This is a genomic window from Pseudotabrizicola sediminis (assembly GCF_004745575.1).
Taxonomy (GTDB): domain Bacteria; phylum Pseudomonadota; class Alphaproteobacteria; order Rhodobacterales; family Rhodobacteraceae; genus Pseudotabrizicola; species Pseudotabrizicola sediminis.
Genome location: NZ_RPEM01000006.1, coordinates 206,918 through 231,061 on the forward strand (window position 1 = coordinate 206,918; position 24,144 = coordinate 231,061).

A 24,144-nucleotide genomic window follows, 5' to 3' on the forward strand; every position below is an offset into this window, starting at 1 on the left:
ATGCTTTGGACCTTGCTGAAAGTCGTTCTGTTTCTTTCCTTCATCGCGGCGCTGACCTTTGGCGCAGGTGTTCTTCTGGAAACCGGCGGCGGCATCCGGATCGCCGTGGCGGGCTGGGAGCTGACCCTTGGTCCGCTGCAATCAGTCATCATCGCTCTGGCGCTGATTGTTTTCCTTTGGGTGGTGTTCAAGATTGTCAGCCTTCTGGTGGCGATCCTGCGCTTCCTGACCGGGGATGAAACCGCGATTTCGCGTTATTTTGACCGCAACCGCGAGCGTAAGGGTTATCAGGCCCTGACAGACGGGTTTCTGGCCCTTGCCTCGGGCGAAGGGCGGGTCGCCATGGCGCGGGCGCAGCGGGCGGAACGCTATTTGGCCAAGCCAGAACTGACCAATCTGTTGATGGCGCAATCGGCCGAAGCGTCGGGTGACACCAAGCGCGCGTCAGACGCCTACAAACGCCTGCTTGCCGATGACAAGACCCGCTTTGTCGGGGTGCGCGGGCTGATGAAGCAGAAACTGGCCGAAGGCGATACGGATACTGCGCTGAAGCTGGCAGAAAAGGCGTTTGCGATGAAGCCGCGCCATGCCGAAACGCAGGATATCCTGCTCAGATTGCAGGCCGAACATGCCGACTGGAAGGGGGCCCGCCAGACTCTGGGCGCAAAGCTGAAAGCGGGCGAATTGCCGCGCGATGTCTATCGCCGCCGCGATGCGGTGCTTGCCTTGCAAGAGGCCAAAACCGTCATCGACGACACCGCCAGCATCGAGGCGCGCGAAGCCGCGATTGAGGCCAATCGTTTGTCCCCTGACCTTATCCCGGCAGCCGCGATGGCCGCACGCGGACTGGTGGCGAAGGGCGACCGCAAAGGTGCCACCCGTGTGCTCAAAAAGGCCTGGGCCGTCCATCCGCACCCCGATCTGGCCGCCGCCTTCGCCGAGATAGAGCCGACAGAGACACCGGTTGAGAGGATCAAACGGTTCAGGGCGCTGACAGACGTGCAGCGTGACCATGAGCAGACCCGGCTTCTGCTGGCCGAGCTTCACGTATCGGCCGAAGACTTCCCCGCCGCCCGCCGCGATCTGGGCGACATCGTCACCACGCACCCGACTCAACGGTCGCTCGCCATCATGGCAGCCATCGCCAGAGGTGAGGGGGAAGACGATTCGGTCGTGCGGGGCTGGCTGACTCGCGCCTTGACCGCGCCGCGTGGCCCGCAATGGTGCTGTGACAAATGTCAGGCCATCCACGCAAGCTGGCACCCGATCTGTGACAATTGCGGCGGATTTGATACGTTGAGCTGGCGCGAGCCGCCTGAGACGACCGGCCCGAGTGCCACAGGAACCGAGTTGCTGCCATTGATCGTCGGCCAACCGGCCCCGGCTCCCGCTGAACCCGCGACCCAAGTGCCTGAGGCACCTGCGGCAGAAGACGCTGAAGTCATCGCAACCCAACCCCGGCCGGATTGATCGGTGGGGGCAAAGTGACCAAGATGTGCCGGGTTGTCTGGCGCAGCAAAGCAAGGCCGGCGCAGTCTCAAATAAAAGCGGAAGATGCGCGTGGTGCCCCAAGACGGACTCGAACCGCCGACCTCTTCATTACGAATGAAATGCTCTACCAGCTGAGCTATTGGGGCTACGCGACGTGTCGTTTAAACGGTCGCTGTCCCTCCTGCAAGGTCTAAACGCGCCCTGCCTGTCAGGCTTGCTGCGCGCTGTGGCATGACGCATTGTGCGGGTATGGCAGCCCCGGAAAGGAGCCACACATGACCCAGACCAGAATGGCACGCGAAGTGGCTGAAATTCCTGCGGCTGCTGCGAGGGTTCTTGATCAGACCGGGCCTGCGGTCCGGCAGGCTGCCGCGGCGATGCGACGCCTGGACCCGGGCCTGTTGATCACGGTCGCGCGGGGGTCATCCGACCATGCCGCCACCTATCTGAAATACGCGGTCGAGCTGTTGGCGGGCGTTCCGGTTGCATCGGTCAGGCCATCGGTCGCATCGGTCTATGGTCGCCCCCTGCGGCTGAAGGGCGCGGTCTGCATCGGCATTTCGCAATCGGGACAAAGCCCTGATATTGTCGAAATGATGCAAGCGGCCCGGACCGGCGGGGCCTTGTCAGTTGCGATCACCAATCATGCGAACAGCCCGATGGGGGCTGCGGCCAGCCATTGTCTTGACCTGCAAGCCGGAGTCGAACAGAGCGTCGCCGCCACCAAGACCTTTGTGACATCGGTTGTGGCGGGCCTGTCGCTTCTGGCCGAATGGCAGCAGGATGCCGCTTTGCTTCACGCACTGGACAAGCTTCCCGGCTCTTTGGAAAAGGCGTTGCAGCTTGACTGGTCTCCCTTGGCCGCGCGCCTGTCACGGGCGCATTCGGTGTATGTGCTGGGGCGCGGCCCTGCCTTTGCCATTGCGAATGAATGTGCCCTCAAGCTGAAGGAAACCTGCGGTCTGCACGCCGAATCCTATTCCACGGCCGAGGTGCTGCATGGCCCCGCCGCCCTTGTTCAGGCCCAGTTTCCAGTTCTTGCCCTTGGTGTCGGGGATGCGGCTTTGCCCCATGTGGTGACCACTGCCGAACGTCTGGCCAGTCAGGGGGCCGATGTGTTTCTGACCGGGCGCGCGTCGCAGGGTGCAACGCTGTTGCCATCGGTTCCGGATCTGCATCCGCTGGTCGCGCCGTTGGCGCTGGGAACCGCGTTCTACAGCTTTGTCGAGGGTCTGGCGCGGCGGCGCGGCTTTGACCCCGACACCCCACCGCATCTGCGCAAGGTGACGGAAACCGTCTGATGCCGACCGCATTCATCGGGGCCACGGTGTTCGATGGCAGGGTGCTGCACCGCGATGCTGTGCTGCTGACCGACGGGCCATGGGTGACCGGATTGGCCTCAACCGTGCCTGAGGGTGCCACGGTGATCAGGCTGCAGGGCGGGATCTTGGCACCCGGTCTGATTGACCTGCAGGTGAACGGTGGCGGCGGGCGGATGGTGGATGACCAGACCGATGCCGATACGCTGCGGGTCATCTGCGAAACCCATGCAAGGCTGGGGTCTACCGGCCTGTTGCCAACCCTGATCACGGCCACACCGCAGACCACGGCACGGGTGATTGCGGCCGGAATTGCCAGCATTGGAACGCCCGGCTTCCTCGGGCTGCATCTGGAGGGGCCGCATCTGGATGCACGGCGCAAGGGGGCACATGATCCGGCGCTGATCCGGTCTATGATGGACGACGATCTTGCGGTGCTGACAGCCGCCGCCGGGCGGTTGCCCGCGCTGATGGTCACGCTGGCTCCATCCGCCGTGCGCCCTGAACAGATCGCGGCACTGGCCGCTGCCGGGGTGATCGTCAGCCTGGGCCATGCGGACTGCACATTGGCAGAGGCGGAGGCCGCCATCGGCGCAGGCGCGCGTTGCGCCACGCATCTGTTCAATGCGATGAGCGGGCTTGGCCACCGCGAACCGGGGCTGGTCGGCGCTGCGCTGACCCATGATATCGCGGCGGGTATGATTGCCGATGCAATCCACGTGGCCCCGGCGGCCCTGCGCGTCGCTGTGGCGGCCCGGCAAACCGGGCTTTTTCTGGTGTCAGACTGCATGGCCGTTGCGGGCACTGACCTTTCGCAGTTCACCTTGGGCGGCCGCACCATCCTGCGCCAAGATGGGCGGCTGACCTTGGAGGATGGCACTTTGGCCGGGGCAGATCTGACCTTGCCACAGGCCATCGCGACCATGGTCAACACGATTGGGGTGCCGCCCGCGCGGGCGCTTGCGATGGCCACACGCATTCCTGCGCAGCTGATCGGACGCGATGATCTGGGTCACCTGACAGCAGGCGCACGGGCGGACATTGTGCATCTGACAGACGCCTTTCAGCTAAGCGCTGTCTGGCAGGGCGGGCAAAAGCGGCTCTAACCCGGCCAATTCCACAGGGCACGCGCCTGCGCCGCCGTGTAGCGCCCCAGCCTGACGTCCTCGGCCACCAAAGCCGGATCGCGCAGCAAAGGGTCGCCAAAGCCGCCGCCACCGGGGGTGCGCACGCGGACCCTGTCGCCCGGGGCCAGCACAATATCTTGCGCCTTCGACAGATGCGGCGGCACAAACGTCTCTCCGCCGCGGATCACCTCCACCCGGTTCACGCCGCCATCCTGCCCGCCCTGTCCGCCCAAAGGTCCGGTCCGGCCGTGATCCATCACAAAGCTCGCCCGTGCCTGACCGCGCAACAGCTCGATCTCGTAATCGAGGCCGAACCCGCCGCGATGGGTGCCCGCGCCACCGCTGCCTTCATGCAGGGCGTAGTGGCGGTACAGCACCGGGAACTTCTGTTCCATGATTTCAACCGGCGGGGCCTTCGAGATGCCGATGGTCGAACAGCCGTTCGACAACCCGTCATGATCCGCGTTGCCACCATAGCCGCCGCCAGAAATCTGATACATCACATAATCCTGCCCGCTGTCAGGGTCATGGCCGCCCAGCCCGAAATTGCCGCTGGTGCCAGCAGGGGCCGCCGTGACCCGATCGGGAATGGCCTGCACCAATGCGGCAAACACCGCCTCGGCAATGCGCTGGCTGACTTCCGCGGCGCAACCAGAGACCGGGCGGGGATACCGGGCATCCAGAAACGTGCCCTCAATCCCGATGACCGCAAGTGGTTCAAACGCGCCCGCACTGATCGGCACATCGGGAAAGATATGCCGCATCGCCAGATAGACCGAAGACAGCGTGGTCGCGCGAACCGAATTCATCGGCCCCATGCAGGGAGGGGAGCTTTTCGAGAAATCGAAGGTCAGCCCACCTGCCGTTTTCGACACTGTGACGGCGATTTTCAGCGGCTCGTTGACCACACCATCGGAATCGACGATTGCCGTCGCGCTATAGCTGCCATCTGCAATCAGCCCGATCATCGCCCGCATCTGCTGTGCGGCGCGCACCCGCATTTCTGCTATCGCCTCGGTCACAGTCGCATCACCATAGCGGTCCAGCATCACCGCCAGCCGTTCCGCCCCGATCAGCAGGGCGCTGGCCTGCGCTTGCACATCACCGATCCGCTGATCGGAAACCCGGATGTTGGAACAGATGATCTGCCAAATTTCCGTGTCCAGCACGCCCTTTTTGAACAGTTTCACCGGGGGAATCCGCAGCCCCTCTTGCTCGGCGCTGATTGCGCTGGCGCTGAAGCCACCCGGCACCATGCCGCCGGTATCGGGCCAGTGCCCGGTGTTGGACAGCCAGCAATAGATAGCCCCGTCGCGCCAGACCGGCATGGCAAAGCGCACGTCCATCAGATGCGTACCGCCAAGATAGGGGTCGTTCACGATGTAAATGTCGCCCGGCTCCGGCGCGGCGGTCAGCCCGTTGCGGATACGCTCCACGATTGTCCGGGTCGAAAACTGCATCACCCCGACAAACACCGGCAGGCCCTTGGACCCCTGGGCAATCAGGCTGCCATCTTCCGCGCTGTAAATCCCGTCAGACCTGTCGTCGGCTTCTGCGATGACCGGCGAAAACGCGGCGCGGCTGAAGGTCAGGTCCATCTCGTCGCAGACCTGCTGCAGACCGGCCTGGATGACAGCGAGGGTAACGGGGTCAAGCATGGGGCACCTGCACGATCAGATTGCCATCAGGGTCCGAGCTGACGCGGCACCCCGGATCAATCACGATGGTCGTGTCCATCTGTTCGATAATCGCAGGGCCCGAAAGGTCCAGATTCAGTGGCAGGTGGTCGCGCCAATACACCGGCGTGTCCACCCAACCGTCAAACCAGACTGGTCTGGACGTGCCAGCCACCGCAGTTGCCTTGCGGCCAGACCGGTCAATCAGGGCCGACAGGTCCATTTCCGGCCGCTCACCGATGACCGAGACATTGAGGTTGACCAGATTGGCCTTGATTGTCGGCAAAGTGACGCGAAAACGGTCATGATAGGTGGCCTCGAACAGCCGCTGCAGATCGTCGCGCGACGGGGTGCCGTCCGGCAAGGCCACCCGCAGCAGGTGGGTCTGTCCGACAAACTGCATATCAACCGAAAACTCGGTGCGAACCGCTGCCAGCCGGATCTTTTCTGCCCCGATCAGCCGTCGACCTTCGGCGTCTTGTTCGGCAAAAATAGCTTGCACAGTGTCGATATCGACCGTGTCAAGCGGGCGGTTCACCGTGCGGACGAAATCCTGCCGCAGGTCGGCAACAACGCAGCCCAGCGCATTGGTGATGCCGGGCCGCGCCGGGATCAGCACCGTTGGCACCGCCAGCTCGCGCGCAAGTGCCACCGCATGCAACGGCCCGGCACCGCCAAAAGCGAACAGCGCGAAATCGCGCGGATCGGCGCCCATCGAGATGGACACCATCCGGATCGCCCCCGCCATATGGATATTGGCAATACGCACCACGGCCTCTGCCGCCTGTTCCACCGACAGGCCCAATGGTGTGGCAATCTGCTCGGCCATGGCAGCCCTTGCCGCCTCTGCCGCCTGACCGAACCGCGCGGCGGGCAGGCGGCCCAGCAGCAGGTTGGCGTCAGAAATCGTCACCCGCGTGCCGCCCCGGCCATAACACACCGGGCCGGGGCTGGACCCGGCACTTTCCGGCCCCACCCGCAGCATGCCCGCTGCATCCAGCCGCGCGATCGACCCGCCACCAGCCCCCACGGTACGCACATCGACCATCGGCACATGGATCGGCATGGCATATTCCACCTCGATCTCGTTCGAGACCGGCGCCTGCCCGCCCTTTATCATCGCCACATCGGTGCTGGTGCCGCCCATGTCATAGGTCAAAAGGTTGGTCATCCCGGCGCGTCGCCCGGTGGCCACCGCCGCCATCACGCCCGACGCAGGCCCGGACATGACGGTTTTCACCGCCTCTTTCGACACAGACCGCGCCGATACCATGCCGCCATTGCCGTTCATCACCAGCAGATCATGCGCGTAGCCGCGCGCCGCAAGCTGATCGGCCAGACGGCTGACATAGCGTTCCAGCAGCGGCTGCACGCTGGCATTGACCGCCGCCGTCACCCCGCGTTCGTACTCGCGGCTTTCTGACAGCAGGGCATGGCCCATGGTGATGTGCTGGTTGGGCCAGACCTCTGCCACGATGTCAGCCGCGCGGCGTTCGTGCGCCGGGTTGGCATAGGCGTGCAAAAAGTGGATCACCACGCTTTCGCAGCCCACATCCCGCAGGCGCAGGGCGGCTTTTCTGACCGCCGCTTCATCCAGCGGCATCAGCACGCTGCCGCGCGCATCCATCCTCTCGGGCACTTCCAGGCGCAGATCACGCGGGATGATCGGCACGAAGACGCCGTGCATGCCGTAAGCGTGGGGCCGGGTGCGGCGGCCCAGTTCCAGCACGTCGCGAAAGCCAAGCGTTGTGATCAGCCCGGTCTTGGCCAAGGTGCGTTCCAGCACCGCATTGGTTGTGGTTGTGGTGCCATGCACGATCAGGTCGATGTCGGCCAGATCGGCCCCCGCCTCCTCCAGCGCACTCAGCACGCCGGGGGCTTGATTGGGCAGGGTGGTGGGCACTTTGGCCAGCCTGACCGCCCCGGTTGCGGGATCAACGATCACCAGATCGGTAAAGGTGCCGCCCACATCAATGCCCGCGACCAGACCCGCCATCATACCCCCACAAATTTCTGGAACAGGGTCGATTCCGGCGTCAAACCCTCGCGCGGGACATCGACCTCGACTCGGCCATGCGCCATGAAGGCCACTCGGTCCGCCATGCGCAGCACGGTATCCACCCGCTGTTCGACCAGCACGGTTGCCAGCCCGGTATCGCGCAACCGCAACACCGTGTCACGGATCAGCGCGATCATTGACGGCTGTAGCCCTTCGCTGGGTTCATCCAGCAACAGCACCGAAGGCTCCAGACACAGCGCCCGCGCAATGGCCAGCATCTGCTGTTCGCCGCCCGAAAGGGTGCTGGCGACCTGATCCAGCCGTTCGCGCAGGCGCGGAAACAGGTCGAGCACGAAGTCCCGCGTGCGCGGCCCCTTGTTGCGGGTCAGCAAACCCACCTCGATGTTCTCGGCCACGGTCAGCGGCCCGAACAACCGGCGACCCTGTGGCACATAGGCGATGCCCTGACCGGGCACCTTATGCGCGGGCAGGAGATGCACCGGGACGCCGTTCAGAGTGATCTGGCCCGATTGCACCGGCACCTGACCCATGATCGCCTTCAACAGGGTCGATTTTCCCGCACCGTTGCGCCCCATGATGCAGGTCACTTGCCCGGCCTGCGCGTGAAAAGACAACTCGCGCAGAATGGTGACCGGGCCATAGCCTGCGGTGATGCCCTCAACCCGCAGCATGATCGCCCCCCAGATAGGCATCCTGCACGGCTTTGTTCGCGCGGATCTGATCCGGCGCACCCACGGCCAGCACCTGACCGAAATTCAGCACCGTGATCCGGTCGGCAAGGTCCATCACCACATCCATATTGTGCTCGATCAGCAGAATGGTGGTCTGCGGCACCAGCGACCGGATCAGGGCCTTGAAGCCGTCAATCTCACCCGAGGCAAGGCCCTGCGTCGGTTCATCCAGGATCAGGATCACCGGGCGCAGCGCCAGCCCCATCGCCACCTCCAGCAAGCGCTGATGGCCATAAGACAGCGTGCCCGCTTGCGCCCCATCCAACCCGGTCATCCCGACCCGACCCAAGGCCTGCGCCACCTCGGCCGGCACATCTCCCGCGCCCCGGCTTTGCGCGGCCAAGGCCACATTGTCGAACACCGACAGGCGTGGATAGACCGAGGTGATCTGGAACGTATAGGCCACCCCCTTGCGCACCCGCAGATGCGCAGGCAGGTGGGTGATGTCTTCACCGTTCAGGGAAATGGTGCCGGATTGCACCGGAATCCGGCCCGACAGCAGGCTGACAAACGTGGTCTTGCCCGCCCCATTCGGCCCGATCAGCCCATGAATCTCGCCATGTTCGAGACTGAAATCCACCCCATCAACCGCGCGCAGGCCGCCAAAATGCCGGGTCAGGCCGCGTGCCTCAATTACGGCAGCCATCGCCATGCCCTTTCGCGCAAAGTGCCCAAAATACCCTTGGGCGCGAACAGCACCAGTCCCACCAAGGCCGCCCCGACGACGAACAGGTAGGCGTCGGTGTAGTTGCTGGTGATGTCGATCAGGTAGAACATCAGCAGCGCGCCCAGAAACGGTCCCAGCACCGTGCCAGCGCCGCCCAGAAGCACATAAAGCATCGGCAAAATCGAATACTGAATGGTGGCAAAGGACGCGCCCACATAGCCAAACAGCATCCCGTAAGCCGCCCCTGCCAGCCCGGCGTAAAGCCCTGACAGGATCAGCGCCACCAGCTTCACCCGGAACGGGTCATAGCCCAGCATCCGGCTGCGTTCCTCGTTCTCGCGCATCGCCACCATCACCCGGCCAAAGGGCGACCGCACCAGCCAAAGGCAGGCGAGCAGGCCCGCAGCAAACAGCACAAAGGCCGCAGTAAAACGAGGTGTGTCTGTGGCCAGACTGAACCCGAACGCCTGTCGCGCAGCAGACGCCACGACAAAGCCTTCGTCCCCGCCGGTCCACGAGTTCAGATACAGCAGCGTCAGATAGCCGGCTTGGGCAAACATCAGCGTCACGATCATGAAACTGACCCCCGCCGTGCGCAGCGCCAGCACCCCGACCGCACCTGCCATCACCCCGCCGGCCAGCAGCCCCGCGATCAGGGCAGGTACCGACACCCACTCCAGATGCCAGACCGGCAGGCCCATGCCATACATCCCGGCGGCAAAGAACAGCGCGTGGCCCAGCGACAGCAGGCCCGTGTAGCCAAAGGCAATGTTGTAACCCATGGCGAACACCGCCAGCACCATGATCCGCGCCAGATTGGTTGCGTGATAGGGGGGCAGCAGGAACTGCGCCGCAAACACCGCCGCCAGCACCAGCAGATGAAGCCCCCAGACCTTCGCCCCATCCGTCATGCTTTGGCACCGAACAGGCCCTGCGGGCGGAACACCAGCACCAGTGCCACCAGCAGGGTGGCGATGATCTTGGCCAGCGTGGGCGAAAAGAACATGCTGATGATCCCATCTGACAGGCCGATCACCAGTGCCGCCACCAGCGTGCCCCGGATGGACCCAAGCCCGCCGATGATCACCACGATGAATGACAGCAAGAGCGGATCATGCCCCATCAGGTAATGCGCCTGCTGGATCGGCACGATCAGCACCGCCGCCGCCGCCGCCAGCGCCCCGCCAAGCGCAAATGTGCCGGCATAGACCCTGTCGACGTTGATTCCGAACGCCTGCGCCGTGTCGCGGTCCACCTGAGTGGCGCGCATCACCAGCCCGGCCTTGCTGCGGGTCATGAACAGCCAGACCGCCGCCAGAATGACTACCGCCGCCACCACCACGAACAGCTTGTAGCCGGAATAACCGAACCATGGCAGCTGAATGCGCCATTCGAAGGGGGCCACCACCGGGCGCGCATCGGGGCCGTAAAACGTCAGCGCCGCCTGTTGCAGCATGTACAGCAGCCCGATTGTGGCAACGATGGTGGCCTCCGGGTCATAGTTCAGCCGTTTCAGCACCAGTGTATCGGTCAGCGCGGCGATCAGTGCCACGATCAGCGGGGCGATGATCAATGCCGCCAGCCAGACAAGCGCAGGCGGAAACGGCAGGTAATAGGTCACAAACCACGCAATCACGGCGCCCAGCATGTAAAACTCGCCATGCGCCACGTTGACCACGCGCATCACGCCGAACACCAGCGACAGGCCCACCGCCGTCAGCGCCAGCACGGCCGCCATCACGGTGCCCTCCAGCACGGCCAGAAGCAGGAACGGCCCAAAGCTCACTGCGGCACGCCCCCTTTGGAGGGGACGGCCTGCGTGTTCAGTTCCGGCATGTCAGGCAATGGCCGCACTCAGAAGCTCTGCGTCGTGTAGTCAACAGCGTCGGCGTACATGCTGTCTTCGATGCTGGTGGTGTGCACCTTTACCAGCTTGCCACCTTCGACCTTGCTGATGAACTGATGGCCAAACACCTGATGGGTCTTGCCGTTGAACACCTTGTCGCCCTGCACATGCGCAAGGCTTTCCGGCATATCGGTCATCGCCTCGACCGCCTCGACGAACTTCTGCCGGTCAGCGGTGCCCTGATACCGCGACGCCTCCATCCCGGCCTTGATGATGTGCAGCGTTTCCCAGACAGAAAACATATGCGCATAGGTAGACACATCCTTGGCATCCGACACCGACGCGCCGTTGGCATCAACGCCCACGGCGGCGCGATAGGCGATTTCATGCTCCGACGCATCGGCCTGTTGCGCCCGGCAATGGCCTTCCCAGAAATGCGTGCCCTCCAGAAACTCCAGACCCGGCGAGGCGATATCGACCGCCTCCAGCGAGTCGATGAAGCCAAAGATCTGTGGCTTGGCCCCGGTGCCATAGAACTCGCCCAGTTCCTTCACAAAGGTCAGAACCGCCGGGCCGACCATGACGTGATACAAAACCTCGGTCTCGCGCGGGATCTGCGGCAGATAGCGGGTAAAACTGGTCTCGGTCGGCGGGACGGCGATCTGGGCAATCACCTCACCGCCGCCTGCCTCCACCGCTGCGGTAAAGAAATCGCGGTGATCGTGGCCAAAGGCATAGTCGGGGAACACCATGGTGACCTTTTTGCCAAGGTTGGCCAGAACCCAAGGGGCCATCGAGCTGACCTGTGCCCGCACGTCCGTGATGCCGGGTTGCATGGTCCAGCGGTTCAGCATGCCGCCCGCTACGTGGAAGCCTTCGGAACAGACAAGGTACGGCACCTTTAGCTCGCCGGCGCGGGGGGCCGATCCGATGACCACATGCGAAAACAGCGGCCCAAAGATCAGGTCGCAATTGTGCTGGCTGGTCAGCTTTTCCACCACCTCGGCCCCGCGCTTGGGGTCGGTGCCATCATCTTCAAACACGATCTCGACCGGGCGGCCATTGATGCCGCCTGCGTCGTTCACCACCTTCAGCGCGGCCTGCGCCGTGCGTTCGTACCAGCGGCCATAGGCAGCGCCGATGCCGGTGCGGTGCAGCTGAAACCCCAGCTTGACGGGTGCGGCCTGCGCCCAGACCGGGGCGGCAAAGCCAGCCGCCAGCAGCCCGGCACCCGCGCCCTTCAGCACAGCGCGCCGCGATGGTGCCACCCCGATGAGTTTTTGTGTCATGTCAAACATCTCCACTGTTGCGGGGCACCTCTGCGGGCACCTCTGGGTTCAACCTTTTGCCGGGACGCCGCATTTGTCCACGATTTTTTCAGCCCGTCCGTGCGGTGGACAAAAGCCACAGGCCCAACACGGTGTATCCAACCATCAGCGCGGTCATTGGCAGATGTGCCAGTGCCCGCATATTCCCCACCAGACGAAGCGACAGAAGTACCGCCAGCAGATGCGCACCCAGAATGGCGGCAAACTGCGCGGCATAAATCATCGGCATGATGGTCTGATCGGTCAGAAAGCCGAATGACACATAAAACGGCGGCAGGCCCAGATAAGCATCACCGCGAAACCACGGATCGTTCAGCGCGGCCAGCGTATACTGGCCTGCGGTCAGCAGGGTCACCAGATAATGCGCGGCGTGATAGCCCGCCGCGATGGCGAGGAAGGACAGCATCACCGGCCCGGTCGCAAAGCGCGCGCCTCCAATCATCTGACCCAGCCGGATCACCGCCCAGAGCGCCGCAATGGTGATCATCCAGACCCCCAGCAGCCCCAGCGTGTTGACCCCCATCACCGACGACCGCCCCGTCGGCTCCAACGGGTTTTCCCCGATCACGGCATGCCACCAGAAGGTTTCCATCAGCCCGTCAAACGTCAGCGCCGACAGGGCCAGCGTAATAAAGGCCATTGCAGAAATAGAAAGCGGGGCCATCCGCAGCACCTGCGCCCCCGGCCAGCCGCGCATCAGCCGGGCGCGAGTTCCGTCAAGCTCCAGCCAGAAGGGTGCCACCTTGGCCAGATACCCCATCAGCACGGTCAGAAACTCGCCCTGTTGCAACCAGTCTTCGCCTTCGGCCACCGCCAGAACAAAGATCACCAGCCAGTAGGTCAATGCCACGCAGGCCAGCACATAGGGATCGTCCGGGGCCATGGACACCAGCTGGAACCATGCAAAGCCGCCGTAGCCCGCGACGGCGGGCCAATGCCCCAGCCGTGACAGCCCGACCGATCCGGTCCGGCCCAGCAGCGTGCGCGCAACGCGCACCGGCGCGGTCCAGGGGTTGAGGGGGCGCCACAGATTGCCCAGCAGCATCGACCCCAGCGGCACCGCGATCCAGACCCCGGTCCAGAACACCAGCGTCATCAGGTTATGCATCGGGTCGCGCGCGCCGAACAGGCCGACCAGAACCAGCCCCAGAAAGCACAGGAACGACAGGTAGGACGATACCGACACCGGCACCCAGATCCGTCGGTCCAGCACCGGCACGGCCTGCAACCGGGGCAGGTGCCCGGCCATAGCGCCCATCAGCGCTGTCACGGCCACGGTCACTGCTGCCCCGGCAATATAGTGCCCGGTCGGCAGGGTCAGGATCACCGAAGGCGGCAGGGCGCAGGCAAATGCCGCGCCGGGCAGGAGCATCAGGGCCCCCGCAATCGCCCTCATCTGAGCCCGTCCTCGCCCTTGACCTGATCCATTTCCAGCCCGCCCATCCGGGAATGAATGCGCCCGCCCCGCGCCATGGCAAGGGCAAACAGCACCTCACCGGCGCGCGGTCCATCCTCGCAGGTCACCGTGATCACATCAAAACGCGACCGCACATAGGCGGCGTTCAGATGGCCCAGCGGGATATCCAGCGTGCTGCCCATGCCGCCCACCTTCATGGCCGAGGGCACAATCGCCCGGCATTCCCCCAGCCGTTCCCGCATGCCGTAGCCCCCTGCCACATGCCAGATCGCGCCATGCTCGCTCTCCCCCGCTTCGCCCACGATGGCCCCTTTGCCATAGGCGTCGATCCGGTCACGCCCGCCCATTGCGGCGACCAGCCGGTCGGTGAGCAGCAGCGCAAGCGGCTTCAATGCATCCATCGCCGGAAGCAGATCTTCCTGATAGCGCCCGGCAAAAGGGTTGGCGCAGATGGCATAGACCGCGCCGCGCAAGGGGGGTGTTTCGGCAAGGGGGCCGCCTTCGTGAAGGATTTCTTCGATCTGAATGGTGATCTTGCGGATGGCAAAGTCAGACGGGAGTGAGTCAGACAAGGGCAGGCTCCTTCAGGGCAATCGGGCCAAGTGTGCGCATTTCAGCGTGCAGGAAAAGGGCGGCGGCTTCAATACGCCCGTGGGTGCGGAGCGTCTGTGCCATAGCCTCACCTGCGGCCAGGGCGCGGGTGATGTCATCGCCGGTCAGTCCGGTCACCCCCACCGTCACCTGCCGCGTGCCAAGATCACTGTCGGCCTGCATGTCCACTGCCGGGCGGCGGCTGATGCCCGGGTGGCCGGGCAAGTCCAGCGCATTGGCGATCATGGTGGCCGCCGCATCGGCCATGGCCGCTGTCCGTCCTAGCACAGTGACGGAATCGGCAATCCCCAAAGACCAGCTGCGCCCGCGCCAACCCGAGGTGGCGATGCCGCGCACCGCATCTTCCGCGCGCACGGTGATGCGGTCAGGAAAACCGGGCTGTGCGGCAATTGCACAGGTCAGGCTCTCCCCCGGCATCAGATGCAGCGCAATGTCACCGCCGTTGTTCACATAGGCGCGCGTCACGCCCGGCACCGACAGCGCGGCCAGAACCGCATCGGCTACCGCCCCCGCCACCGCCGCCATCGGCGTGATGAAGCGGGGCGCAAACGCGGCAGTGGCCTGTGCCATCACCCGCCCGATGGCACCAGTCGGCTGCCCGCCTTCGCTGCGCAAGACAGGCAGCTCCGCCGCGAGTTCTGCCAGAACAGAGCCGAATCTTTCGGCTGCACGCCTTTCCCCTGCGGCCACAGCACTTGCATCACCCCAAGCCTGCGCAATGATGTCGATTGGCCCATGGTGCAGATGCATGCGCCCGTCAGGCAGGCGCGCAATCATCGCTCCGGTCATGACAGCGCCTTTGGCGGCGGCATCAGATGGGCGCGCGTCTGATACTCGCCCCCCTCCGCCCGGGCCGCCTCCAGATCACGGATGGCAGGTTCATGACCCCCCATCGCCAGATACTCCGCCCGCGGCAGGGTGAATTCCAGCGGGGCCACCAGCGCCGGGGTGGGCACATAGCCAAAGGCCCCGGCGGGCAGGCATGTCACGTCCACCATGAAGGTGATGCCGCCGCCCGGCCAGACATAACAGTCGGCCCCGCCACTGGTCAGCCGGGTTTGCCCGGCCTGCACCGACCGGGTCAGCCGCACCGGGTTTTGCGTGACCCCAGCACGGAGCGAACCGCCCGCGCCGCCCATGAACAACACGGTACACAGCGAAGGCTCGCAATTTTCATCAATCAACCCGACTGTCGCCCGCAGGGCGTCAGGCAGGGGCTGTTTTTGCGGTGTCAGAGCCTCATCCAGCACATAATAGGCAAACTCCTCGCCGGTGGTGGACACCATCAGAAGCGTCAGCCCCGGCCTTGCACCTTTCCGCGCCTCCCATGGCCCGAGAATCTCCAGCGGATCGGACAGTTGGGTGCCGCCCCAGCCCAGCCCCGGTTCCGACACCCGGAAATAGCGGCCCGGTGTCGAGCGATGGCCCTTGATCCGGATGCCGGTGGGCTGCCAGCCCAGAACCTTGCCCGCCTGATGTTCGCTGACCACGCCGGTGATGTGGTCGTCGACCACCACCACCTCATCCACCAGCCCGACCCATTGGCTGGCAAACATGCCGATGGTCGCCGACCCGCACCCCACCCGCATCCGTCGTTCCGGCGTGCCATCGACGATGGGTGGCTTGCCCGCCTGTACCGTCACGGCAGAGCCGCCGTCGATGGTCAGATCCACCGCGGCCCCGTTGCACAGCGCCAGAAGGGCAGCGCAGGTGACACGGCCTTCGGACTTGCTGCCGCCGGTCAGGTGGTGCACACCGCCAAGGCTGAGCATCTGGCTGCCGTATTCGGTGGTGGTGACATGCCCCACCGGCTCGCCCTGCGCGCGGACGATGGCCCCTTCGGCGCCCAGATGCCGGTCGGTGTCGATCTTCACCTTGACCCCACAATAGGAAAAGATCGCCTCGGTCACGACAGTCACCATATCGGCCCCGGCGATGGTGGAGGAGACGATAAACGGTGCAGGTTTGTAATCGGGATAGGTGGTGCCCGAACCGATGCCGGTGACAAAAGTATCATCCGGAAACGGATTGCCATCCCAGTCCCGCGAGGCGAAGGGCACGACGCGGCCCCCTTCAGCAACGGTGCGTGACAAAAGGACCACCGGATCGGTGCGCAGGATGCGGCCATCGACATTGGCATAGCGGTCACAGGCCCCGGTCTGGCCCGGAGCGATGTAGCACATCACCGGGCAGGCATCGCATCGGATCTTTTCAGCTTGCGCAGTCATGCGGTGACCCTTTGGGCTGGGTGGGGACCGGGGGCCAGCCCCCGGACTCCCGGGATATTCTCGGACTGAGAATGGGCAGAAAGCTGTGTCATGTCAGGGCTGCCAGCAGGCGGTGGGGCAGGACCGGCACCTGCGTCAGGCTGGCCCCGGTGGCGTGGCGGATGGCGTTCAGGATGGCGGGGGCGGTGGGGATCAGCACATGTTCGCCAAGCCCTTTAGCCCCGTAGGGGCCTTCGGGATCGGGCACCTCGATCAACAGGCTTTCAATGGGGGGCACGTCGCCGATAGTGGGGATCAGGTAGTCGTGCAGGTTTTCGGTGCGGCCGGGCAGGTATTCCTCCATCAGGGCGAGGCCGATGCCTTGCGCTATGCCGCCTTCGATCTGGCCGGTGGCAAGCTGTGGGTTGATGGCGCGGCCCACATCATGCGCGGCGGTGATCTTCAGCAGGCGCAGGGTGCCGAGGGCGGGGTCCACCTCCAGTTCCACCATCTGCGCGCCGTAGCCATAGAGCGCGTAGGGCGTGCCCTGACCGCGTTCATCCAAAGCGGAGGTTGGCGGATCATAGGTTTCCTCTGCCGTCAGGGTATAGCCGTGGGTGTCGCGGGGCAGGGTGGCAAGGTCGATCCGGCGCCTGGTGGCCCCTTCGGTGATGGTCAGCCCGGCACCCTCCAGCGCCAGTTGCGCGCCATCCCCCGCGTTGGCCAGGCGCAGGATCTGCGACCGCAGCGCCTCTGCCGCGGCCTTGGCGGCGCGTCCAGAGACAAAAGTCTGCCGGCTGGCCGAGGTTTTGCCGGCATCGGGGGTCAGTGCGGTATCGGGGCCGATCAGGGTGAAATGGTCCAGGGGCAGGCCAAGCGCCTGCGCGGCGATCTGTGCGATCACGGTGTTCGACCCCTGGCCGATATCGGTCGCCCCCTGATGTAGCATCACGCGGCCCCCTGGTGACAGCCCGATGCGGATGGTGGACGGGTTGGGCAGCGAGGTGTTGCCGCAGCCGTACCAGCACGCGGCCACCCCGACGCCTCGGCCAGGATTGGTCTCTGACATGGCTCTTTTCCAATGCGGGCGCAGGGCGGTCAGGCAGGCTTCGATCCCCGCGGCCTGCACCACTTGCCCGGTTGCGGTGGCGTCTCCATCGCGCAGCGCGTTCAGAATGCGGAACTCAAGCCGGTCCAGCCCGGCCTTGTCGGCCAGCTGGTCAAACAGCGTTTCCTGCCACAGGGCAGCCTGCGGCACGCCAAAGCCGCGAAAGGCGCCTGACACCGGGCCATGAGTGTGGATGGCGCGGGCCTTTGCCTGCACATGCGGGGTCAGGTACGGCCCGGTGACATGCACCGGCACCCGGTTGGCGACGGTCGGCCCCCAGCTGGCGTAGGCCCCGGTGTTGAACCGTCCCTCGAATTGCATCCCGGTCAGCCGCCCGGCTGCATCGCATCCGATGCTGCCATCCATCTCTGCCGGGTGGCGTTTGGTGGTCGAGGCCATGCTGTCACGCCGGGAATAGACCATCCGGCAGGGCCGCCCGGTTTTCAGGGTGACCAGACCGATCAGCGGTTGCAGGCTGATGTCCAGTTTTGAGCCGAAGCCACCGCCCACTGCCGACGGGATGATGCGTACCCGTTCGCAAGGCAGGCCCAGCACCAAGGCTGTGTCGTCGCGGTCCATCACCGGGGCCTGCGTGCAGGCGCGGATCACCAGCGTGTCGCCGTCCATCCAGGCCGCACCCGCCTCGGGTTCGATATAGGCGTGTTCGATATAGCCGGTCTGCATGGTGCCGGTGACGACATGGGCCGATTGTGCGAGGGCAGCTTTCGCATCGCCCCGGATCACACGGCCCTCGATCAGCTGATTGTCGGCGCGGTCTGCATGAACCAGCGCCGCGCCCCGCGCTTCGGCCTCTGCCGGGGAGTTCAGGGCCTGCAACGGTTCCCATTTAATTGGAAAACCTGTCAGATCAGGCTCTGTTCCGGCTTCAAAGGCCACCAGTGCCACGCATTCGCCCCGAAACCGGGCCGGGCTTTGTGCAATTGCGGGCTGGTCGGCGAAGGCGGGGATGACGCCAAAGGCGTTGCGGCCCGGGATATCGGCGGCGGTGAAGATGCCGGCCACGCCGGGGCGGCGGGCAAAGCCCGCGAGGTCACCGAAGCGAAACCCGGCATGCGGGTGAGGAGATCGCAACGCGACCACGGTCAGGGCGCCTTCGGGCCAATGATCCGCGCCGAAACTGTCGCCGCGCACCTTGGCCTGACCGTCCAGCCGGGTGACAGATGCGCCGACGCCAGCCGCCAGTTCAGGCTCGACCGTGCCCGTATCGCACACAGCCGCGATGATCTTGCGATAGCCGGTGCAGCGGCACAGCACGCCGCCCAACGCATCCTGCACCTGTGCTTCGGTCGGCGCGGGCACGCGGCGGCGCAGGTCGACCGCCGCCATCAGCATTCCCGGTGTGCAGATGCCGCACTGCGCCGCACCATGGCGCAGAAAGGCGTCGCGCAACTGTTCCAGATCGTCCGCATCCGACTCGACGGTTTCGACCCGCGCGCCCGAGGCCCGCGCCGCTGGCACCATGCAGGCACAGACCTGTGCGCCGTTCAGCAAAACTGTGCAGGCCCCGCAGTCCCCGGCATCACAGCCAACCTTGGTGCCCATTGCGCCCAGATGTTCGCGCAGCACCTCGGTCAGGCGCGCGGTCGGTGCGGCCTCGGTCGTGACCGGTTTGCCGTTCAGGATGAAGCCGATCATGCCGAGGCCTCTGCTACGGCGCGGCGCACCAGTTCGGCCGCGGCAGCCATGCGATACCCGGCAGTGGCGCGCACGTCATCTATCGGCGACAAGGCGGCGGCAACATCTGCCGCGCGCACTCCGGCAGCGGCCCCGGCCACGGGCACGCCGATGAGCGCCGCTTCTACCGCCGGCAATCGTTGCGCCACGCCAGAGCAGGCCCCCACCGCAATCGCTGCCCCGGTGATTTGGCCTTCTGCCACCTGAACCCGCGCTGCCACCATGGCAATCGAGATCACCAGATAGGCCCGCGCGCCCAGCTTTACAAAGCTGGACCGCCCCTGCAGTGCCGCTTCCGGCACGATCACGGCAGTCAGCACCTCATCGCCTGCGCGCAGGGTCTGGCGTGGTCCGGTCAGGAACTGTGCCAGCGGCATTTGCCGCAGGCCGGAAGGCCCCGCGAGCTCCACCACCGCATCAAGTGCCAACAGCGGCGGCACCCCGTCTGCGGCGGGAGAGGCGTTGCACAGGTTGCCACCGATGGTGCCCGCGTTCTGCACCTGCCGCCCGCCCACCTGCCGCGCCGCCTGTTTCAGGCAGCGCAGGGCTGGGGGCAGGTCTGCTTCAGCAATCGCGGTCCATGTGGTGCACGAACCAATACGCAACCCAGTGCCACCGGTGATGCCAGAAAGCGCGGGAATGGCGGTCAGGTCCAGCACGTTGCCGTCAATCTGCACCCCGGCTGCCGGGTAAAGATCGGTGCCGCCTGCCAAAATCCGGCGCTGGCCTTGCGCCAGCAGGCCAATCGCCTCGTTCAGTGTCTGTGGCCGCGCATAGCCGCGCATGTTTCCCCCCGTGTCGGTTAGGGGCAGAGTGCGATTGCCCGGCCTGCGCTGTCAACGCCGGTTGGGCGGCAGGAACAGACATTCAGCGGTCGCTTTCCTGCCAGCACGCTTTGCGCTGCAAACCTAGGCTGTCCGAAAACAACGAAGGTGCCAGATGTCGAATGATCCGCTGCTGCAACCTTACCGGCTGAAGCATCTGACGCTGCGCAACCGGATCATGACCACCAGCCATGAACCGGCCTATCCCGAAGATGGCATGCCGAAAGACCGCTACCGGCTGTATCATCTGGAGCGGGCAAAGGCCGGTGTGGCGCTGACCATGACCGCCGGATCGGCGGCAGTTTCCAAGGACAGCCCGCCGGTGTTCAACAACATCCTGGCCTACAAGGATGAGGTGGTGCCTTGGCTTAAGCGGCTGACCGATGATTGCCACGAGGCCGGGGCGGCGGTGATGATCCAGCTGACCCACCTTGGCCGCCGCACGCGCTGGGACAAGGGCGATTGGCTGCCGGTGGTGGGGGCGGGGCCGTCACGCGAACCGGCGCACCGGGCCTTTCCCAAGGTGGTCGAAGACTGGGACATCGACCGTATCGTCACCGATTACGCCGATGCGGCAGAGCGGATGCAGGCGGCCGGTCTCGATGGGGTAGAGTTTGAATGCTACGGCCATCTGATGGACCAGTTCATGTCGCCCTTCACCAATGCACTGACCGCACCCTATGGCGGCAGTCTGGAAAACCGGGCGCGGTTCGCGATGGAGGTGCTGGCCGCCTGTCGCAAGCGGGTGGGGGAGCACTTCCTGCTGGGCGTGCGCTACACGGCGGATGAGGCGGAGCCGGGCGGGATTGATGCCGATGACGGCATTGCCATCGGCAAGATGTTCCGCGATTCCGGGTTGGTCGACTTCCTCAATATCATCAAGGGGCGCATTCATACCGACCCGGCGATGACCGATGTGATCCCGATTCAAGGCATGAAATCGGCTCCGCATCTGGATTTTGCCGGTCGTGTGCGGGCCGAGGTTGGCTTGCCCACCTTTCACGCTGCGCGCATCCCAGATGTGGCAACGGCACGCTATGCCGTGCAGTCGGGGCAGCTGGACATGGTCGGCATGACCCGGGCGCATATGGCCGACCCGCATATTGTGCGCAAGATCGTAGAGGGGCGTGAAGAGGATATCCGCCCCTGTGTCGGGGCAACATATTGCCTTGACCGGATCTATCAGGGCGGCATGGCGCTGTGCATTCACAACCCCGCCACCGGGCGGGAAGAGACCATGCCGCATGAGGTGTCGCCCGCGCCAGTGGCAAAACATGTGGTCGTTGTTGGCGCAGGCCCTGCGGGGCTGGAGGCGGCACGGGTGGCGGCGGAGCGTGGTCACCGGGTGACGGTGCTGGAGGCGGCGGATCAGCCCGGCGGTCAGGTCCGGCTGACGGCACAGACCAAACGCCGGGCCGAGATGATCGGGATCATCGACTGGCGCATGGCGCAATGCGCGGCGCGTGGGGTGGCGTTCCATTTCAACACCTATGCCGAGGCAGCGGATGTAATGGCGCTGGTGCCCGATGTGGTGATCATCGCCACGGGTGGCATGCCCGAGGCGGGGGTGCTTGGCTTTGGCAACGAGCTGACGGTTTCTGCCTGGGATATCCTTTCGGGTGACGTGAAACCCGGCACCAATGTGCTGCTTTATGACGATGCGGGCGACCATACCGCCCTGCAGGCCGCGCAGCGTCTGGCCGAGTCCGGTGCCACGGTCGAGGTGATGACCCCCGACCGCAGCTTTGCGCCCGAGGTGATGGGCATGAACCTTGTGCCCTATATGCGGGCGCTGCAGGACAAGCCGGTGACCTTTACCGTCACCTACCGCCTGCGCGGGGTGCAGCGCGATGGCAACCAGCTGCGCGCGGTGATCGGGTCGGATTACATGGATGTGACCAAAGAGCGGAGCTTTGATCAGATCGTGGTCAACCACGGCACCCAGCCGCTGGCCGATCTGTATTTTGATCTGAAGCCGCGGTCACAAAACCTTGGTGCAGTGGATCATGAGGCGATGATTGCAGGCCACCCCCAGCCCATTGGTGATGGCCCTGCAGGCTTTGTCCTGTACCGAATCGGGGACGCCGTAGCGTCGCGCAACACCCATGCCGCGATCTATGATGCACTGCGACTGACCAAGGATCTTTGACCGGTCGCTTCATTTACCATCAATATGCGGCTTGCAGGGGGGCATTTTCGTCAACTGCGCTCTGCCCACTTGACCTTTGCGGGAACTTGCCTCACCTATGAATGAACGTTCATTCTCTGGCATTTCATGACGATTGCATCCGACACGCCGCTCGCCGACCAACGCTCGGCAGAGATATTGGAAAGTGCCCGCCGCGCCTTTGCGGAAAAGGGCTTTGACGGCGCATCCATGCAGGATATCGCCCGCAAGTCGGGGATGAGTGTCGGAAACTTCTACCGGTATTTCCCTTCCAAGGCTGCAATTGTCGAAGCGCTGATCGCCTTTGACATGGCCGAGATGGAGCAGGATTTTGCCGCGATCCTGATCAACCCCGACCCGTTGCAGGCCCTGCGCGAAACCATCGAACGCAAGATTACCGAAGCGGAATGTCACGGTGATGGCCAGATCTGGGCCGAAATCACCGCGGCAGCCCTGCGCAAACCCGAAATCGGCGAGATCGCCTATCGGATGGAACTTGGGATCGTCGCGCATCTGATCACGATTTTTTCCCATGCAGCCGGGGTGAACGTTGCCGAAGCGCAGGCCCGCTGGACCGCCCATGCCCATTTGCTGGTGATGATGGTCAAGGCTTGCGCGATGCAACGCCCCGAAAATCCCACGACGGCTGATCTGACGCGGCTGGTGCTGCGTAACATCAACCGCACGCTTGATGACATTGCCACATCTGCTGCCTTGAAAGGCTGACCCGATGCGCCCGCTTCTTTATGTGCTTCCCGTTTTCATGCTCCTTACACCCGCTGCCCCGGCGCTGGCCCAGACTGCCGCCGCTGCGTCTGACATTGCTACAGCACAGGTTGCGCCCGCCATCACTGTGTCGCCCGTCGCCAAACGGGTTTTGCGCGACCGCGTGATCGCATCCGGTCTGGTTTCGGCGATCGAGAATGTGCAGGTCGCCCCGCTGATCGAAGGTCAGCCGATCGAGGCGCTGCTGGTCGATGTCGGCGATGTGGTTGAGGCGGGGCAGGTTCTGGCCGTGCTGTCGAAAACCACGCTGGAGCTGCAGAAAAGCCAGTTCAATGCCTCGCTCGCCTCGGCCCGTGCCACCGTGGCGCAGGCCGAAGCCCAGATGCTGGAGGCGCGCAGCACGGCGGATGAGGCGCAGCGGGTGACTGAACGCACCGCCGCCTTGCGCCAGCAGGGCACTGCGTCGCAGGCCGCAGCGGATACCGCCCAGTCCAACGCCATCTCGGCCACGGCGCGGGTTACGGTCGCCGTTCAGTCGCTGGAGGCCGCCCGGGCCCAGATTGCGCTGGTCGAAGCGCAGATGGCCAATATCGACCTGCAACTTGGCCGGACAGAGGTAAAGGCCCCTGTCGCCGGGGAAATCACCGCCCGCAACGCCCGTGTCGGGTCCATTGCGTCGGCGGCGGGCAAGCCGATGTTCACCATCATCCGTGACAATGCGCTGGAAGTGATCGCTGATGTGGCCGAAGCCGATGTGATGCGGCTTGCGCCCGGTCAGACCGCAAACCTGCTGCTGGTCGGGGCCAGCACCCCGCTGAAAGGTACTCTGCGGCTGGTGGAACCGACCATCGGCGTGCAATCCCGGCTTGGGCGCGCAAGAATTGCGGTGGAAGACGAAAGCGGCGTGCGGGCCGGAATGTATGCCGAGGCGGAAATTCTGGTGGCCGAGCATGACGTGATCGCGGTTCCCGTCACAGCAGTCGGGTCGGGCCCCGATGGTGCGACTGTGATGAAGGTCACCGGTGAAACGGTGCAGCAGGTGGCGGTGCAGACCGGTATCCGCGAGGGCGGCTGGGTCGAAATCCTGTCCGGTTTGGCGGACGGGGATGTGGTGGTGACCAAGGCCGGTGCCTTTGTCCGCGATGGCGACCGGATCAATCCGGTTCCGGCAACGAACTGACGG

The 24,144-nt window shown here is 64.7% G+C and carries 19 protein-coding genes and 1 tRNA gene; 6 read left to right on the plus strand and 14 right to left on the minus strand.

Annotated features, from left to right (window positions below; translation table 11 throughout):
- Entirely contained in the window at positions 1–1,470 is a 1,470-nt protein-coding gene (locus EEB11_RS10710) for a heme biosynthesis protein HemY (RefSeq protein WP_135431171.1), read from the plus strand.
- A gap of 91 nt (positions 1,471–1,561) precedes the next feature.
- Here the strand turns inward: EEB11_RS10710 and EEB11_RS10715 are convergent.
- Positions 1,562–1,637 (minus strand) — tRNA-Thr (locus EEB11_RS10715).
- A gap of 129 nt (positions 1,638–1,766) precedes the next feature.
- Here EEB11_RS10715 and EEB11_RS10720 point away from each other — a divergent pair.
- On the plus strand, positions 1,767–2,792 hold the full coding sequence (locus EEB11_RS10720; protein ID WP_135431173.1) for an SIS domain-containing protein: 1,026 nt from the start codon (positions 1,767–1,769) through the stop codon (positions 2,790–2,792).
- Positions 2,792–3,916 (plus strand): N-acetylglucosamine-6-phosphate deacetylase, encoded by a 1,125-nt coding sequence (nagA, locus tag EEB11_RS10725; protein ID WP_135431175.1) that lies wholly within the window; start codon positions 2,792–2,794, stop codon positions 3,914–3,916. Before EEB11_RS10720 ends, nagA begins: the two co-directional genes overlap by 1 nt.
- On the opposite strand, the gene EEB11_RS10730 is transcribed toward nagA, so the two are convergent.
- The 13 genes from EEB11_RS10730 to EEB11_RS10790 form a co-directional block, all read right to left on the minus strand.
- Entirely contained in the window at positions 3,913–5,595 is a 1,683-nt protein-coding gene (locus EEB11_RS10730) for a hydantoinase B/oxoprolinase family protein (RefSeq protein ID WP_135431177.1), read from the minus strand. The two genes, nagA and EEB11_RS10730, sit on opposite strands and share 4 nt — an antisense overlap.
- Positions 5,588–7,612: a hydantoinase/oxoprolinase family protein gene (locus tag EEB11_RS10735; protein ID WP_135431179.1), complete on the minus strand. Its 2,025-nt coding sequence runs from the start codon at positions 7,610–7,612 to the stop codon at positions 5,588–5,590. The genes EEB11_RS10730 and EEB11_RS10735 overlap by 8 nt, the downstream gene beginning before the upstream one ends.
- Positions 7,609–8,304 carry an ABC transporter ATP-binding protein gene (locus EEB11_RS10740; protein ID WP_135431181.1) on the minus strand — a complete coding sequence of 232 codons (696 nt, stop codon included), beginning with the start codon at positions 8,302–8,304 and terminating at the stop codon, positions 7,609–7,611. Before EEB11_RS10740 ends, EEB11_RS10735 begins: the two co-directional genes overlap by 4 nt.
- Entirely contained in the window at positions 8,291–9,016 is a 726-nt protein-coding gene (locus EEB11_RS10745; RefSeq protein WP_210134410.1) for an ABC transporter ATP-binding protein, read from the minus strand. The genes EEB11_RS10740 and EEB11_RS10745 overlap by 14 nt, the downstream gene beginning before the upstream one ends.
- Positions 8,998–9,942 carry a branched-chain amino acid ABC transporter permease gene (locus tag EEB11_RS10750; RefSeq protein ID WP_135431185.1) on the minus strand — a complete coding sequence of 315 codons (945 nt, stop codon included), beginning with the start codon at positions 9,940–9,942 and terminating at the stop codon, positions 8,998–9,000. The genes EEB11_RS10745 and EEB11_RS10750 overlap by 19 nt, the downstream gene beginning before the upstream one ends.
- Positions 9,939–10,817 carry a branched-chain amino acid ABC transporter permease gene (locus EEB11_RS10755; RefSeq protein WP_135431187.1) on the minus strand — a complete coding sequence of 293 codons (879 nt, stop codon included), beginning with the start codon at positions 10,815–10,817 and terminating at the stop codon, positions 9,939–9,941. The genes EEB11_RS10750 and EEB11_RS10755 overlap by 4 nt, the downstream gene beginning before the upstream one ends.
- A 68-nt stretch (positions 10,818–10,885) precedes the next feature.
- A complete protein-coding gene (locus EEB11_RS10760) occupies positions 10,886–12,166 on the minus strand; it encodes an ABC transporter substrate-binding protein (protein WP_135431189.1) in 1,281 nt (426 codons plus the stop codon).
- A gap of 88 nt (positions 12,167–12,254) precedes the next feature.
- A complete protein-coding gene (locus EEB11_RS10765; RefSeq protein WP_135431191.1) occupies positions 12,255–13,601 on the minus strand; it encodes a hypothetical protein in 1,347 nt (448 codons plus the stop codon).
- On the minus strand, positions 13,598–14,194 hold the full coding sequence (locus EEB11_RS10770) for an amino acid synthesis family protein (RefSeq protein ID WP_135431193.1): 597 nt from the start codon (positions 14,192–14,194) through the stop codon (positions 13,598–13,600). The genes EEB11_RS10765 and EEB11_RS10770 overlap by 4 nt, the downstream gene beginning before the upstream one ends.
- Entirely contained in the window at positions 14,187–15,023 is an 837-nt protein-coding gene (locus EEB11_RS10775) for a UPF0280 family protein (protein WP_135431195.1), read from the minus strand. The genes EEB11_RS10770 and EEB11_RS10775 overlap by 8 nt, the downstream gene beginning before the upstream one ends.
- Entirely contained in the window at positions 15,020–16,462 is a 1,443-nt protein-coding gene (locus EEB11_RS10780; protein ID WP_135431197.1) for a 6-hydroxynicotinate reductase, read from the minus strand. Before EEB11_RS10780 ends, EEB11_RS10775 begins: the two co-directional genes overlap by 4 nt.
- An 88-nt stretch (positions 16,463–16,550) precedes the next feature.
- Entirely contained in the window at positions 16,551–19,205 is a 2,655-nt protein-coding gene (locus tag EEB11_RS10785) for a molybdopterin-dependent oxidoreductase (protein WP_135431199.1), read from the minus strand.
- A complete protein-coding gene (locus EEB11_RS10790; RefSeq protein ID WP_135431201.1) occupies positions 19,202–20,029 on the minus strand; it encodes an FAD binding domain-containing protein in 828 nt (275 codons plus the stop codon). Before EEB11_RS10790 ends, EEB11_RS10785 begins: the two co-directional genes overlap by 4 nt.
- A gap of 154 nt (positions 20,030–20,183) precedes the next feature.
- On the opposite strand from EEB11_RS10790, the gene EEB11_RS10795 reads away from it, so the two are divergent.
- The 3 genes from EEB11_RS10795 (at position 20,184) to EEB11_RS10805 (ending at position 24,141) form a co-directional block, all read left to right on the plus strand.
- A complete protein-coding gene (locus EEB11_RS10795) occupies positions 20,184–22,217 on the plus strand; it encodes an NADH:flavin oxidoreductase (protein WP_135431203.1) in 2,034 nt (677 codons plus the stop codon).
- A 126-nt stretch (positions 22,218–22,343) separates the two neighbouring features.
- On the plus strand, positions 22,344–22,961 hold the full coding sequence (locus tag EEB11_RS10800) for a TetR/AcrR family transcriptional regulator (RefSeq protein ID WP_135431205.1): 618 nt from the start codon (positions 22,344–22,346) through the stop codon (positions 22,959–22,961).
- Positions 22,962–22,965: 4 nt separating this feature from the next.
- Positions 22,966–24,141, plus strand: a complete 1,176-nt coding sequence (locus EEB11_RS10805) for an efflux RND transporter periplasmic adaptor subunit (RefSeq protein WP_135431207.1) — start codon at positions 22,966–22,968, stop codon at positions 24,139–24,141.
- Positions 24,142–24,144 lie beyond the last annotated feature (3 nt).